Annotated in this window: 17 protein-coding genes and 1 pseudogene; 3 read left to right on the forward strand and 15 right to left on the reverse strand. The window is 42.6% G+C overall.

Going from position 1 to position 14,765, the window contains the following annotated elements:
• Positions 1–4 precede the first annotated feature (4 nt).
• The 8 genes from HMPREF0849_RS09550 to HMPREF0849_RS09585 form a co-directional block, all read right to left on the reverse strand.
• Complete coding sequence (locus HMPREF0849_RS09550) at positions 5–304, reverse strand: YlxQ-related RNA-binding protein (RefSeq protein ID WP_001041396.1); 300 nt, start codon at positions 302–304, stop codon at positions 5–7.
• A complete protein-coding gene (gene rnpM / locus HMPREF0849_RS09555; protein ID WP_000857560.1) occupies positions 297–590 on the reverse strand; it encodes an RNase P modulator RnpM in 294 nt (97 codons plus the stop codon). Before rnpM ends, HMPREF0849_RS09550 begins: the two co-directional genes overlap by 8 nt.
• A gap of 21 nt (positions 591–611) precedes the next feature.
• Positions 612–1,748 carry a transcription termination factor NusA gene (nusA, locus tag HMPREF0849_RS09560; RefSeq protein ID WP_000032298.1) on the reverse strand — a complete coding sequence of 379 codons (1,137 nt, stop codon included), beginning with the start codon at positions 1,746–1,748 and terminating at the stop codon, positions 612–614.
• A 42-nt stretch (positions 1,749–1,790) separates the two neighbouring features.
• Complete coding sequence (gene rimP, locus HMPREF0849_RS09565; RefSeq protein WP_000338685.1) at positions 1,791–2,270, reverse strand: ribosome maturation factor RimP; 480 nt, start codon at positions 2,268–2,270, stop codon at positions 1,791–1,793.
• A 126-nt stretch (positions 2,271–2,396) separates the two neighbouring features.
• The gene (gene trmB, locus HMPREF0849_RS09570) at positions 2,397–3,032 is read right to left on the reverse strand and encodes a tRNA (guanosine(46)-N7)-methyltransferase TrmB (protein ID WP_001266088.1); all 636 of its coding nucleotides are present in this window, start codon (positions 3,030–3,032) and stop codon (positions 2,397–2,399) included.
• Positions 3,029–3,823: a cell cycle regulator CcrZ gene (gene ccrZ / locus HMPREF0849_RS09575; protein ID WP_000363019.1), complete on the reverse strand. Its 795-nt coding sequence runs from the start codon at positions 3,821–3,823 to the stop codon at positions 3,029–3,031. Before ccrZ ends, trmB begins: the two co-directional genes overlap by 4 nt.
• 47 nt (positions 3,824–3,870) lie before the next feature.
• Positions 3,871–4,920 carry an ABC transporter permease gene (locus HMPREF0849_RS09580; RefSeq protein WP_000653790.1) on the reverse strand — a complete coding sequence of 350 codons (1,050 nt, stop codon included), beginning with the start codon at positions 4,918–4,920 and terminating at the stop codon, positions 3,871–3,873.
• Positions 4,917–5,648 (reverse strand): ABC transporter ATP-binding protein, encoded by a 732-nt coding sequence (locus HMPREF0849_RS09585; protein ID WP_000889934.1) that lies wholly within the window; start codon positions 5,646–5,648, stop codon positions 4,917–4,919. The genes HMPREF0849_RS09580 and HMPREF0849_RS09585 overlap by 4 nt, the downstream gene beginning before the upstream one ends.
• Before the next feature lie 67 nt (positions 5,649–5,715).
• Here HMPREF0849_RS09585 and HMPREF0849_RS09590 point away from each other — a divergent pair, with 67 nt between their 5' ends.
• The 3 genes from HMPREF0849_RS09590 (at position 5,716) to HMPREF0849_RS09600 (ending at position 7,137) form a co-directional block, all read left to right on the forward strand.
• The gene (locus HMPREF0849_RS09590) at positions 5,716–6,126 is read left to right on the forward strand and encodes an HIT family protein (protein ID WP_001278306.1); all 411 of its coding nucleotides are present in this window, start codon (positions 5,716–5,718) and stop codon (positions 6,124–6,126) included.
• Between the two features lie 9 nt (positions 6,127–6,135).
• The gene (locus HMPREF0849_RS09595; RefSeq protein WP_000777743.1) at positions 6,136–6,414 is read left to right on the forward strand and encodes a hypothetical protein; all 279 of its coding nucleotides are present in this window, start codon (positions 6,136–6,138) and stop codon (positions 6,412–6,414) included.
• Between the two features lie 69 nt (positions 6,415–6,483).
• Positions 6,484–7,137 carry a hypothetical protein gene (locus HMPREF0849_RS09600; protein WP_000808876.1) on the forward strand — a complete coding sequence of 218 codons (654 nt, stop codon included), beginning with the start codon at positions 6,484–6,486 and terminating at the stop codon, positions 7,135–7,137.
• A gap of 77 nt (positions 7,138–7,214) precedes the next feature.
• Here the strand turns inward: HMPREF0849_RS09600 and dnaJ are convergent, their stop codons facing one another.
• The 7 genes and pseudogenes from dnaJ to HMPREF0849_RS09635 form a co-directional block, all read right to left on the reverse strand.
• Positions 7,215–8,351 carry a molecular chaperone DnaJ gene (gene dnaJ / locus HMPREF0849_RS09605; protein WP_001066313.1) on the reverse strand — a complete coding sequence of 379 codons (1,137 nt, stop codon included), beginning with the start codon at positions 8,349–8,351 and terminating at the stop codon, positions 7,215–7,217.
• 214 nt (positions 8,352–8,565) lie between these two features.
• Entirely contained in the window at positions 8,566–9,198 is a 633-nt protein-coding gene (locus HMPREF0849_RS09615; protein WP_000756344.1) for a DJ-1/PfpI family protein, read from the reverse strand.
• A 213-nt stretch (positions 9,199–9,411) separates the two neighbouring features.
• Positions 9,412–11,235, reverse strand: coding sequence for a molecular chaperone DnaK (dnaK, locus tag HMPREF0849_RS09620; protein ID WP_000034684.1), 1,824 nt, complete (start codon positions 11,233–11,235; stop codon positions 9,412–9,414).
• 485 nt (positions 11,236–11,720) lie between these two features.
• Entirely contained in the window at positions 11,721–12,236 is a 516-nt protein-coding gene (grpE, locus tag HMPREF0849_RS09625; protein WP_000046059.1) for a nucleotide exchange factor GrpE, read from the reverse strand.
• Between the two features lie 26 nt (positions 12,237–12,262).
• On the reverse strand, positions 12,263–13,297 hold the full coding sequence (hrcA, locus tag HMPREF0849_RS09630; protein ID WP_000255744.1) for a heat-inducible transcriptional repressor HrcA: 1,035 nt from the start codon (positions 13,295–13,297) through the stop codon (positions 12,263–12,265).
• 160 nt (positions 13,298–13,457) lie between these two features.
• A pseudogene (locus HMPREF0849_RS10745) lies at positions 13,458–13,544 on the reverse strand (DUF2812 domain-containing protein); the annotation flags it as partial.
• A 74-nt stretch (positions 13,545–13,618) separates the two neighbouring features.
• Positions 13,619–14,765 (reverse strand): SHIRT domain-containing protein (locus tag HMPREF0849_RS09635; RefSeq protein WP_000574971.1); only part of this gene is annotated, 1,147 nt, incomplete at its 5' end.

Genomic DNA, 14,765 nt, shown 5'->3' on the forward strand with positions numbered 1-14,765 from the left:
TCTTCTATTCCATAAGAGACCTCATTTTCTTTGTAAATCCAGCATCTGTCACAGCCAAAACCTTTCTCGATTTTCCGACTGCTATGCTTAATTCCAGTGTTGAAAACACGGTTATAACTTCTACTTGATAATAGTCACTTTTATCTTGAATCTTCTTGGTTAGATTGGGACCAGCATCATGAGCTAGAAAGACTAGCTTGGCTTTCTGGTCTTGGATGGCCTTGACCACCAATTCCTCACCTGATATGATCCGACCTGCTCGTTGAGCAAGACCCAAGAGATTGCTAATTTTTTGCTTATTCAAGTCCTAACTCTCTTCTTTTTACTTTGTGATCAACATAGGCGATCAACTCGTCATAAAAGCTTTCTTCCACTTCCATGTTAAAGCTACGGTTAAAGACTTTCTTTTTTTTAGCCTCTAGGGCTTCTGCATTGTCTAGCTTGATATAAGCGCCACGGCCATTGGCCTTGCCTGTCGGATCGATAAAGACTTGTCCTTCTTTATTCTTGACAATGCGGAGCAAATCACGCTTGTCAATCACTTCGTTAGATACAACAGACTTGCGCAAAGGGATTTTTCTTGTTTTCATCTTTCCCTCCTCTAGCAGCTTTTATTCTTCGATCAATTCATCCGCAACTGCGTAATCAACTTGACCTGCTTCTTCCATAGCTTCAAACTCACTAGCAGACTTGATATCGATACGGTAACCCGTCAAGTGAGCTGCCAAGCGAACGTTTTGTCCACGACGACCGATGGCAAGAGAGAGCTTGTTATCAGGTACAACGACCAAGGCACGTTTGCTGTCATTTTCATCAAAGATAACTTGGTCAACCTCTGCAGGTGCGATAGCATTGTAGATAAACTCAGCTGGATCTGCTACCCACTCGATAACGTCGATGTTTTCTTCGACAGGAATCATGCGGTCGCTCTTGGCGTCGTAGCGAGCTGGGTGGAATTTGCTGGTGATTTTCTTGATATTGGCACCACCACGTCCAACGATTGTCCCGATAGCGTCCACGTTTGGATTGTGGCTACGAACGGCAACTTTCGTACGGTCACCAGCTTCACGAGCCACGCTCATGATTTCAACAGTTCCATCATACACTTCTGGAATTTCTTGCTCCATCAAGCGTTTGATCATTTCAGGATGACTTCGGCTAACAAAGACGTTGACACCACGAGGGTTGTCTTCAACTTTATAAACGTAAACCTCAATACGGTCGTGGGAAGCAAAGACTTCTCCAGGGATTTGGTCCTGTTTTGACAATTGGGCTTCGATGCTACCAAGGTTAACATAAATGAAACGGTTGTCAAAGCGTTCTACCGTACCAGACATGATTTCTTGTTCATGTTCCTTATAAGTATTGTAAGTGATGGCACGTGTTTGCTTGCGCATTTTTTCCATGATGGTTTGTTTAGCAGATTGGGCTGCTACACGACCAAACTCAGCAGGTGCTTCTTCAAACTTGATTTTGTCACCAAGCTCATAGGCTGAATTAATGGCAAGGGCATCTTTCAAGCTGATTTCCAAACGGCTATCAAATACTTCATCAACAACTTCACGGACAGTATAAACTGTAAAGTCACCTGTTTTTTCATTGAAGTCAATAGCTACGCTGTCAGATTGACCATAGCGTCTGCGATAGGCGGAACGAAGCGACTCTACTACTGCGTCGATGATGTCTTCTTTTTTGATTCCCTTGTCTTCTTCCAAAATGCGGAAGGTCTCTAGCATTTCTTTACTCATGTTTTCTTCACTTTTGAATCCTCAAAAGCTATCCTTTCTTTTCTATAGTTTTACTGCTAAACGTGCTTTTGATACTAAACTGTATGGAATTTGGACGGTTTTCTTACGTGTCTTGTCCATATACTCCATAGTCAACTCATCCCCTTCAAAGGATACCAAGGTTCCTTCAAAGACCTTTTGCTTATCAATGGCTTGGTAGAGCCCGACATGGATGTATTTCCCAACTGCTCCAGCGACGGCATCCTTGGTTTTCAAAGGACGTTCCAAACCTGGACTGGTGATTTCTAGGAAATATTGTTCTGGGAAGGGATCGGGCTTGATAGTGTCTAGGGCAGGACTGATGATTTCTGTCAGGTCTGCCGTGTCGTTCAAGGTAATTCCTTCGGGTTTATCTACAAAAATACTGAGAATCATGTCACTGCCAATCTTTCCATACTCGATATCCACGAGCTCGAAAGGTGCTTGGATGACAGGTTCTATAACTTCTCTGACTAATTCTACGATTGTTGCGATTGCGTCCACCTCCTCATAAGCAAGAGGCGAAGATATTTCCCCGCCTCTCTTTCTCATATTCTTACTATCAGTATAGCACGTTTGTCAATTTATGTAAAGCATTAGCACTCAACTAGCTGGTTTTCAAGCTAGTTCTTAAAATTCTGCTTCAACTCGGTAGATCACTTGACCTTTGCTGGAGAATTTTTGCTCATACTCTGTCATGACATTGCCTTCAAAATCACTGGCATGCAAGTCTAGCCAAACACCATTTAGTTTCATCCCATACTGAGAAAAGCTCACTAGACTGTACTCAAACAAGCCACGGTTATCTGTCTTGAAATGGATTTCCCCATTCTCAGGCAAGATGCGCTTGAAGGTATCCAAGAAACTCTTGTAAGTCAAACGACGTTTTTCATGGCGTTTTTTAGGCCAGGGATCTGAAAAGTTTAGGTAGAGACGATCAATCTCACCGTCTTCAAAGTAGTCGGTCAGATCTGAACCATCTACCCACAGCAACTTGATGTTGGGCACTCCAACTTCTAATACCTTATCCAAGGCATAACTCAATACCGACTTTTGGATATCAATCCCAATGTAGTTGATGTCAGGATTTTGCTTGGCCATTCCTGATACGAAGGCCCCTTTCCCACTTCCAACCTCTACATGAATAGGATGATCATTTCCAAACAAGTCTCGCCATTTCCCTTTAGCTTCCAAGGGATTGAGGACCACATACTGAGGATTGGCCTCTAGTAATTCTGTCGCCCCTTTACGATTTCTAACTCTCATCTCTTCTTTCCATACTTGTCACGGAAGACGCGCAAGGCATAAATCTCCCGGTTTACATTGTCTAAATCTTGATTTTCACAGTATTTGGCAATCTGGTTCAAATAAGAATACTGACCATACCAATACAATTTATCTAACACTGTCTGATTGTACTTATAGCCGTAGTCTCTCAACCATTGGCGCCACTGATGATCCGGAATGTAGTGGCATAGCAAATGCGCCACATCAAACATACGATCCGTCAGACGAACCGAATCCCAATCCACTAGATAAACGAGTCCACTCTCTGTTTCAATCCAATTACTATGACGAAGATCCCCGTGCACAATCGTTGCATGGTCTTCCCTAAAACCTGGAACCGTCTTACCTAGCTCAGCAATCACACTGTTCAAATAGTGGTTCTGCTTCAAGATTTCTGGAACTCCTTGCTGCCAAGAACGTAGCAAATCAACTGGTGTTTCCATGGTGTATCCCAAACGGCTCAACTGCTTCATCAAAGGACGCGAGCGGTGAAGGCGGTTCAAGATATTGATAATCTGCTTGCGATTCATATCGTAAGGGGTCAAGATTTTGCCCGTCAGCCATTCCTGAGCGCACATATCACGGCCATCTGGCAAACGACGAGTCCATAGTAATTGAGGAGCGATTTGTTCTCTGGCTAGGCCAGGTAGGATTGGAGAGGTGTTCATTTTTACAAAGACGCGCTTCCCATCAGGGTAGCTTCCCATATAAGCTTTGCCGCTCTTCCCAGGGATAGGGGTCAGCGTTAGCTCATTATCACCCAAGTCCATTTCTTTCCTCCGTATAAAGTTTCCTTACTATTCTACTAGTTTTTGGTCTATTCGTCAACCAATCTTTTTAGTTGGTAAGGCAAATAAAACAATTGTAGGAAGAGACTAGCCCCTACAAGAGCCAACAAGGCTATTTTCTCTTGAAAAACCACTGCTCCGACCAGTAATTCTAACAAAAGAACTGCACTTCCCACACCGACTACAATCTGTTTCAACCCTTTCTCCTTCTCCCCTTTTTCTAGTGGAAAGAGCTGGGTCAAGTATTGGTAGTCAAAGGCATGATAGAGGGCCAGTAACTGAAAGAGCAAGAGGTAGTTAAATAGAACCACCACTGCTGTCGCAATCCAAGATTGCTCGATAAAGAGCAAAGCTAACAAGGATAGGAGCAAGAGGCGCAAACTGAGGGCAAAGAGGTCTCCATTTCGCAAGTAAGAACGAAGATAGAGATTTTGCCAAATTTTCCCAGGTACCTTCTGAACAGTCTTTAGGATAAAATCCAGATAAGCGCGACGTTTGACACTATTTGAAACGCCCTTAACCTGCGTAAAGAGAGCAAAGAAACGAAGCAAAACTTGCTTGCGCTTGCTTTCTTGGGAGATCACATAGTCCCAGTCGATTCCAGTCTCAGTAAGAAATTTACTGGCTTTTTGACGAAATAGGAGATATTTCCCAGCTCCCAATAAAAGCATATAGATGAAAAAAACTGGTAAGCCATAGCCCATGGCTAAAAATAAGGGCGCAAATAAAAGCAAGAAAAGGGTTTGGACCAAGAGCCAAAAGACCAGTGAGCGCACTGTCTGCCCTTTGAGGTGAGACTTAACCTCCTCTTCACTGACTAAGAGAAAGAGCTTGTCAGGTCCTTCCATGTAGGTCGCGATTCCTCCCCAAGCCAAAAGCAAGGCAGATACAATCCCCAAAAACAAGAGGATAGGCCAATGATTTTCAGGAAAATGTTGCAAGAGTTGACTGTACTGGTAAGCTAGAAAACCGATGAGAACTAGCAGGAACAAGACAAAGTGGTCATTGAGAACATAGCGCAGATAACCGACACACTCCTTACGAAAAGCCTGCTTTCGCTTTAAAAACAAGTCTTTCATAGCTCCTCCTCTTTGGTCAGAGCCAAGTAAATATCATTCAAACTCGCTTCAGGCATGTCAAAGGCTTCGCGGAGTTGCTGGAGGTTCCCCTGAGCTCGCACCTCCCCCTTGTGGAGGATGACAAAGGCATCACACATCTTCTCCGCTGAATCCAGCACGTGGGTACTCATGAGAATGGACTTGCCTTTTTGCTTTTCTACTTCTAGTAGCTGAATCAAGTCAGAAATGGCCAGCGGATCGAGCCCAAGGAAAGGCTCATCAACGATGAAAAGACTCGGATCTACGACAAAAGCACAGATAATCATGACCTTCTGCTTCATCCCTTTGGAGAAATGCACTGGGAACCAGTCTAATTTTTGGTCCAGGCGGAACATTTTTAACAAAGGTTCCACACGATCAAAAGCCACTTTTTGCTCAATACCATAGGCCATGGCAACCGTCTCGATATGCTCCCTGAGGGTCAATTCCTCGTACAAGCTAGGCGTTTCAGGGATATAGCCAATCTGTTTGCGGTAGTTGGTCGCATCTTCTCGCAGGGTGAGACCATTAATCTTGATTTCCCCACTGTAAGGTGTCAACAGACCAATAATCTCATTAATTGTCGTTGATTTCCCAGCACCGTTGAGACCAATCAAACCGACCAACTGCCCACTTTCAACTGTAAAGGACACATCTTTCAAGACAGGAACGTGAACATAGCCTCCTGTCAGGTTTTTAATTTCTAACATATTTTCTCCGAATCTGGTATAATGTAGCTATATTATATCAAAATTCAATACAGTAGAGGTAGATTTTATGTCAGATTGCATTTTTTGTAAGATCATCGCAGGGGAGATTCCTGCTTCAAAAGTATACGAGGATGAGCAGGTTCTTGCCTTTCTTGATATCTCTCAAGTAACGCCTGGACACACCCTCATTGTACCCAAAGAGCACTATCGCAATCTTTTGGAGATGGATGCCGCAAGTGCCAGCCAACTCTTTGCCCAAGTGCCACTGGTAGCTCAAAAAGTTATGAAAGCTACCAAAGCTGCTGGTATGAACATCATCGCCAACTGTGAGGAAGTTGCTGGTCAAACAGTCTTTCATACTCACGTGCACCTCCTACCTCGCTACGGTGCAGAAGATGACCTTAAGATTGACTTTATCGCCCACGAACCTGACTTTGACAAACTTGCTCAAGTCGCTGAAACCATTAGAAATGCCTAAGGAGTTGCCATGAAACTATCCAATCTATTGCTATTTGCAGGTGCTGCAGCCGGAAGTTATTTTGTCGTAAAAAATCGCCAAGCCATTCAGGATGAAGTGCTAGATACAACTGACCGCGTCGAAGCTATCAAGGATGATTTGGATATCATCCAAAACAGCCTACAAATCATCGACCAACAAAAAACCCTTATCAAGGAATACCAAAAAGACTTGACCTACAAGTTCAAAGTCTTGGAAAAAGATTTCCAGACTAGAATGGCGGTCCTCCAAGAAGAAAAACAAGAATAAGAAAGCCTCCAACTTTCCTTAAATCCATTTTGGATTACTAGATTTGAACAGAAAAGGGAGGGAATGAAAATGAAACAGTTTGTAAAAGTTCTAGCGAAGGTCATCGCGATTATTTGCGGTTGTCTCTGCCTGCTTGCAGCCCTAGCATTTCTACTAGTGATGAATCTTTTCAAGGCTTCACCGAGTGACATCCGAAATGGGAATGAAACCTTAAAACAAATCTTTACCTCCCTTGACATGCCTCCTGAGAAAGTAGAATCGGATGGACACTATCAATACGAGGGTGGAGGCCTAGATTTTTATGTTACTTTCTCAGACGAGGTCATCAATAGTCACCCCGTCCTAAAGGAAAGTCCAAAACTCACCAAAAACCGACTCGAAGTCTATGTCCTCCAGACAGGAGATATTTCCTACTATAAAGTAGGAGACAACTTATTCAATCGTGGTTTAATACAATTTTTAGAGGAGGAGGGCGAGAAGTATTTCCAAGAAAAAGGAAAAAAATCAAATTCTTCTTACACAATTCTAGCTTGGAAGGATCAGGCAAGTCTCAAAAAGGGAATCGCATTCTATGAAAAAGCCTTGACCTTGGTAGATATTCAGGATAATTCGGCGATCAACCACATTGATACCGTCACCGTTAAGCCTGGCAAAGAAGCGGAAATCAAGCAACTCATCCAGGAGATGGATGAGGCTGGCTTGCTCACTCAAAAGCATAGATAGTAGACTAACTGGAAAATGATTTTTCGATACTAAATTTCCCAAAATTATACAAAAAGAGCCAATCGGCTCTTTTTACTTTATTCTCCTTCAAAGGCATCTTTAATATGGTCAAAGAAGCCTTTTTTCTTTGGATTGACTTTCAAGTCACCTGCAGCTGCGAATTCTTTAAGCGCTGCTTTTTGGCGATCGTTCAAGCCTGTCGGAGTTACGACATTAACGGTTACGTATTGGTCACCAACAGCACCACCACGAAGGCTCGGTGCTCCCTTGCCACGTAGGCGGAATTTCTTGCCAGTCTGAGTTCCTTCTGGGATAACCAATTCGACAGCGCCATGCACAGTTGGAATTTCCACAGTATCTCCTAGAGTTGCTTGGACAATATTGAGATTCAACTTGTAGAAAATAGTTGTTCCTTCACGTTCAAATTTATCACTGGCTTCAACAGAAACCACCACGTACAAGTCCCCGTAAGGTCCACCGTTAAAGCCTGCTTCACCTTGACCAGCGAGGCGGATTTGTTGGCCTGTTTCCACACCAGCAGGGATTTTTACATGTACGCTATGAGCTTGTTTTTCATGACCTGTTCCATGACAAGTTGTACATGGATCTTTAATTTCTTTTCCGCGACCATGACAGACATCACAGGTTACTTGACGGCGCATCATACCAAGAGGAGTCTGCGTATCAACGTTAATGACACCAGCGCCATGACAGCGTCCACAAGTGACTGGACTTGTTCCTGGCTTAGCACCAGATCCGTTACAGGTACGACAGCTGGCTTCACGATTGTATTTAACTTCTTTTTCCGTTCCGAAGATGGCTTCTTCAAAAGTCAAATTCACACGGTACTGGAGGTCGTCACCTTGACGAGGAGCGTTTGGATTGCGCGAAGCTCCGCCTCCTCCGAAAAAACTTGAGAAGATATCTTCAAAACCACCGAAGCCACCTGCTCCGTCGAAACCACCAAAACCGCCTGCACCACCAAAGCCACCATTAGCACCAGCAGCACCATATTGATCGTAGGCTGCACGTTTTTGGTCATCACTCAAAGTCTCATAGGCTTCTTGAACTTCCTTGTATTTTTCCTCAGCACCAGGCTCCTTGTTGATATCCGGGTGATATTTTTTTGAAAGCTTACGATAAGCCTTTTTGATCTCGTCTGCCGAAGCGTTTTTTGACACCCCCAGACGATCATAAAATTCAGTATTGTTCATACAAGATACTAAGAGCGAACAGAAAGCGACTGAAATTTAGGAAACCGACAAGAAATCCTGATTTCTTAGGAGGTTTATCTAATTTCCAAGCTTTCCGCTCGAGTTCAATTTCTCGAATGCTCTTTGTCCTTTCTTTCAAATTAAGTAAGAAATTCTGGAACCCGTGTTCAGTTGCGAACACCCTTGTTCCTTTCTATAGTTTATAAGTAAATCATTAGAGGGTATTTTCTATACTCTGCTTCACTTCATCAAACTCTTTGTCCGATAGAGTAAAAATCAAATCCTCTTCTGAAAATTCGTTCTGTTCTTTAAAATAGTTGTCAGTATTTTCTGCCAAATCTAGACTAAGAATCACTTTTCTTGCAAACTCTTGATGTGCAAAACCGATAGCCGTAATGATATTTTTATCTTGCACAAGAACTTTGGGTTGGAAATTTTCACGTGGAAGAAATTCAAAATAGTCAAAGAAGTTTTGCCAAATTCCACCTGTAAATTTCGTATCATTCAACAAACCTGCTTTTGCCAATAAAAGGGGCGCTGAAGAAATGGCTGCAATTAGAATTTCCTTTTTATCAAGTCCCTTCAAAAACGAATTTAATTTTTCATCCTGTAGAGCAGGCCCTATATTTGCCATTCCTGGTAAAATGACACAAGAATACTCTTCTATATGTACTTGATCCAATGTTTTTGTAGGTTGGCAAGGCAAACCATCTTCAGAAATAACAATTGAATTATCTGAAGCCACATAATCAATCGTGATGTCAAAAGACAGAGCTAAAGTACTCGTTAAAGTGGTTATCTCATAAAGAGAAAAATTAGGATAAATGATACAAAGTACTTTTTTCATAAACGACACCCTCTATTTTATCGAAAAACAGAGGCTGGGTTGCAACCTCTGGATTTCTTCCTATCATTACGACGTTCAAGTTTTAAAAATTAAACTAGTAATGCTAAACTGAGTTTCGGCTAAAAACTTCGGAAAAAAGATAAGCCATCTTTTGTGCATCACACAAGGCGATGGCTTCCTATTTTTCTTTCGTTTTCTTAACGCCTCAACATCTTACTTCTCCGTAAACTCTCCGTCTACGACGTCATCGCCTGCGTTTCCTGTTGTTTGTGCGCCTTCTGCTCCTGCTTGAGCTTGTTGAGCTGCTGCGGCTTGTTCGTAGAGTTTAACAGCAAGTCCTTGAGCTTTTTCGTTCAATGCTTCAAGTTTAGCTTTCATGTCGTCCAAGTTGTTGTCTTCTTGGGCTTTCTTAAGCTCATCAAGAGCAGCTTGAGCAGCGTCACGTTCTGCATCGAAGCCTTTGCCTTCAGTTTCCTTGATTGTCTTTTCAGTCGCAAAGATAGCTTGGTCTACTTCGTTACGAAGGTCCACTTCTTCTTTACGTTTCTTATCTGCTTCAGCGTTAGCTTCTGCATCTTTCATCATGCGGTCGATTTCTTCATCAGTCAAACCTGAGTTTGATTGGATAACAATTGTTTGTTCTTTTTGAGTTCCAAGATCTTTAGCCTTAACAGATACGATACCATTCTTGTCGATATCAAATGTTACTTCAATTTGAGGAATTCCACGAGGTGCAGCTGGGATATCTGTCAATTGAAAACGTCCAAGAGTCTTGTTGTCTGCTGCCATTGGGCGTTCACCTTGAAGAACGTGGATATCAACGGCTGGTTGGTTGTCTGCTGCTGTTGAGAAGACTTGTGATTTAGATGTTGGAATCGTAGTATTGCGGTCGATGAGTTTTGTGAAGACTCCACCCATTGTTTCGATACCTAGTGACAATGGTGTTACGTCAAGAAGGACAACGTCTTTCACATCACCAGTAATCACACCACCTTGGATGGCCGCACCCATAGCAACTACTTCGTCAGGGTTTACTGATTTGTTTGGTTCTTTACCAGTTTCAGCCTTAACAGCTTCTACAACGGCTGGGATACGAGTTGAACCACCAACAAGGATAACTTCGTCAATTTCTGACAAGCTCAAACCTGCATCTGAAAGGGCTTGGCGAACTGGAACTTTTGTACGTTCTACAAGGTCACGAGTCAAATCGTCAAATTTCGCACGAGTCAAGGTCATTTCCAAGTGAAGAGGTCCAGCTTCACCTGCAGTGATAAATGGCAAGCTGATTTGTGTTGAAGTTACACCAGAAAGGTCTTTCTTAGCTTTTTCAGCTGCATCTTTCAAACGTTGCATTGCCATCTTGTCAGTAGACAAGTCAATGCCGTTTTCTTTCTTGAATTCTGCTACCAAGTGGTCAATGATTTTTTGGTCAAAGTCGTCACCACCGAGTTTGTTGTCCCCTGCAGTTGACAATACGTCGAAGACACCGTCACCCAATTCAAGGATAGATACGTCGAATGTACCACCACCAAGGTCGAATACCAAGATTTTTTCTTCTTTGTCAGTCTTGTCCAAACCGTAAGCGAGTGCTGCTGCAGTTGGCTCGTTAACGATACGTTCTACTTCAAGACCAGCGATTTTACCAGCGTCTTTTGTTGCTTGACGTTGAGCATCGTTGAAGTAAGCTGGGACTGTGATAACTGCTTTGGTTACTTTTTCACCAAGGTATTCTTCAGCGTAGCCTTTCAAGTATTGAAGAATCATAGCTGAGATTTCTTGTGGAGTATATTCTTTTCCGTTAGCAGAAACTTTTTCAGAAGTTCCCATCTTAGATTTGATAGAGATAACTGTATCTGGGTTTGTAACTGCTTGACGTTTTGCGGCATCACCAACGATGATTTCTCCATTTTTGAATGATACTACAGATGGAGTTGTACGGTTTCCTTCTGGGTTTGCGATGATTTTTGATTCAGTTCCTTCAAGAACTGCAACTGCTGAGTTTGTTGTACCTAAGTCAATACCGATAATTTTAGACATGTGTTTTTCTCCTTAAATTTTAATTCGAATTTTGATTTTTTGATATTTCCCTTAAGTGGTGGGGACGTGAGCAACTCCCTTCGGGATTTCATCACTTATTTTTGAGCCTATTGTCTCAAAAATCCCCTGTTTCAGTAGCAAAAGCTACTGAAACTTTCACCACGGCGGGCAATATCTTCCTTGCAAGCCTCCGGCTTGCTTTTTATCTTTCTTTCATAGTTTATTGTCGTTTCGGACAAGTTTTCAATGTATATATGTTACGACACGAGGAGTCGAAATCGATATTATTTCGACGACGAGTTAGTAAGGAGGCTAGGCAAACGCCATAGCGATTGCCGTTTTCTGACGAGTTGCTCTAGCTACCGTCAGAATTGCCGAATCGAACACGCCCTAAGCTCTGGGTAAAAAAGATAGATTTTCTTGTGTTCATCGAACACTTCGTCAATCTCCTATTTTTACTGTGAGCTTTTTACGGGCTTTGTATCTTAGTTATAAACCACCACCATGGCTGGGCGTAGGATGCGATCATGGAGTTTGTAGCCTTTTTGGAAGACTTGGGCGATGGTATCTGCTGGATGTTCATCGTCTGCTGGGAGAGTTTGGATGGCCATGTGATAGTTATGGTCAAATTCACCGTCAGCAGCGATTTCTTCGATTCCTTCTTCTTTCAAAGCATGAATCAAGCTTTCTTGCACCATCTCCAATCCTTTTTTGACATCGTCTTTCAAACCTTCAACAGCAAGCGCACGTTCTAAGTTGTCGAGCGAAGGAAGGATAGCCTTTCCTAGGTCTTGGCTACGATAACGTTGCAAGTTTTGACGCTCTTCATTCGCACGGCGTTGAATATTCTGCATTTCTGCATGAGCGCGAAGGTATTTGTTTTCGAACTCATCCGCGCGTTCATTTGCCAAGTCCAACTCAGACTTCTCAGGAGTTGTTTCTTCAGTTGTTTCCACAACTTCCTCTTCTTTCATTTCTTCGTTCTTTTTATCTTGGGCCATTTTCGCCTCCTTTAATGATTTCAAAATTAATTTACTTCGTAATGATTACTGCTTAGGTAGCGATAAAAATCCGTCAACTTCATGGTCAATACGCGGTTGACTACATTGACTTGGTTGACCAATTGCTGATAATCCAGATTGACTGGACCGATAATCGCCAAAATTCCAAAACCACGATAAGGGATGAGGAATTTACTGCTAATCACTGCTAGATCAACTAGACAAGACTCTTGACTGTCCGCAACACGCACATTTTGCATCTGATCTTCATGCAGACTTTCACGAATCTCTAGGGCCACCTTTTGCGGTTGGTCAAAGAACTGATAGGCTGCTAGATTGGCAAAATTTAAGAGATTGACTTTTCCCGCTACCACAATATTTTCGTTGAACATTTCCCTAAAGATATGTTCAAAGAGATCCATGACATTGTCCGTTGTCGTAAAGTAACGCTGGATAATCTGTGGAATCTCCGTCCGAATCTTGTAGTGAATATCTAGAACGGTATGACCGAGGAAACGTTCCTGAATGATGCTCTTCAGTTTCAGCAAATCTTCCTGCAAGAAGTTCCTTGGAATCAGAAACTGACTGGTAACCGTTCGGGACTCGTCTAGGGTAAATACTGCCAAGGCTGTATGTTGTCCCAAAACAACGATATCAAAGGCTGTCAATCGTTGCCTGCTCGGCTCAACATCCAGAGCCACTACCGTACAGCCACTCAGGTCTGTCAGTAGATTAGCAGCCTCTTGCAGAATATCCTCCAGTTTGAAGAACTCCTGATCAAAGGCTTTGACAATCTCGTATACCTCATTTTCAGCCAGTCTGTCAAAAGCAAGCGAGTGTTTCACATAGTACTGAAATCCCGCGACACTTGGCATCCGACCGCTTGAGGTATGAGCCTTCTCAAGCAAACCCTGCTTCTCTAGAGCTGCCATGTCATTACGAATGGTAGCACTACTAGAATTAATAGACTCTTGTAGCGCCTTGGATCCGACAGGTTCGTGCGTTTTGGTAAAGATGTCAATAATCAGATTTAAAATATCCTGCTGACGCTCTGTAACCATCTCATCACTCCTCTCCGTCCAATCGATTAGCACTCGATACATCCAAGTGCTAATTCATGATTCTATTATACACCCTTAGAAGAGAATGTCAAGACAAAAACTCAAAAATTTAGCACTCTTTTGCCAAGAGTGCTAAAAATCAGTCTGAAGACCTAGAATCTTACTTCTCATATACTTGGCATTTCCTTTTAAGTCTGAAAAAACCATAGATTAGATAAGAAATTAAACAAGTGTATAAAACGAAAAAGAGAGAACGATTTTTCGTTCTCTCTTCTTAGGCTCAGGAATTAAGAAGTCATTTTGTTATTTCCTAAGAGTAGCTTAATCTTTCTTGCGAAGAACAAAAGCTGCTAGGCTTGCAAAGGCAAGACCGATGATTGAAAGAAGACCAGATACTGCTGAACCTGTGTTTGGTAACAAGTTCTGCTTTTGACTACTTCCTTCTTCTGGTTGGCTATTATTTCCAGAATTTTTATTTGGTGCCGGGGTAAATTCCCAAGTACCGACGAAGTGGGCATCCGCTCCATTGATGGTTTCTGATGCTTTGTCATAGGACTTAAAGCTCCATGTGCCTTCTGCAGTCTTAACCTCTGTTTGACTTGGTTGCGTTGGTGTTGCTTGACTTCCATCTTTCAAGTTTGTTTGGTCTGCCGGAAGCAAGGTTTTCACTTCTTGCGGAAGTTCTTTTCCTGGCGTTCCGCTGACAAACTCATGAACCGCTTTATGAGTCACTGTTGGAACTGGAGTTGCTGTAAATTCCCATGTACCTACAAACTTAACATCTGCTCCATTGATGGTTTCAGATGTCTTGTCATAAGACTTGAAGCTCCAGGTACCTTCTGCTGTCTTAACTTCTGTTTGACTTGGTTGCGTTGGCGTTGCTTGACTGCCATCTTTCAAGTCTGTTTGGTCTGATGGAAGCAGGGATTTCACTTCTTGTGGAAGTTCTTTACCTGGAGTTCCGCTGACAAACTCGTGAGTTGCCTTATAGGTTGGGGATGGGGTGAATTCCCATGTACCTACAAACTTAACATCTGATCCATTAATTGTTTCCGATGTCTTATCGTAGAACTTGAAGCTCCAGGTACCTTCTGCTGTCTTCACTTCTGTTTTACTTGGTTGCGTTGGAGTTACTTTGTTGCCATCTTTCAAGTCTGTTTGGTCTGCTGGAAGCAAGGTTTTCACTTCTTGTGGAAGTTCTTTTCCTGGCGTTCCGCTGACAAACTCGTGAACTGCTTTATGAGTCACTGTTGATGCTGGGCTCGCTGTAAATTCCCATGTTCCTACAAACTTAACATCTGAACCGTTGACAGTCTCTGAAGTCTTGTCGTATGACTTGAAGCTCCATGTGCCTTCTGCTGTCTTAACTTCCGTTTTACTTGGTTGTGTTGGAGTTACTTGGTTGCCATCTTTCAAGTCTGTTTGGTCTGCTGGAAGCAGAGTTTTTACTTCTTGTGGAAGTTCTTTT

Source organism: Streptococcus sp. C300 (assembly GCF_000187645.1).
Taxonomy (GTDB): Bacteria; Bacillota; Bacilli; order Lactobacillales; family Streptococcaceae; genus Streptococcus; species Streptococcus oralis_CQ.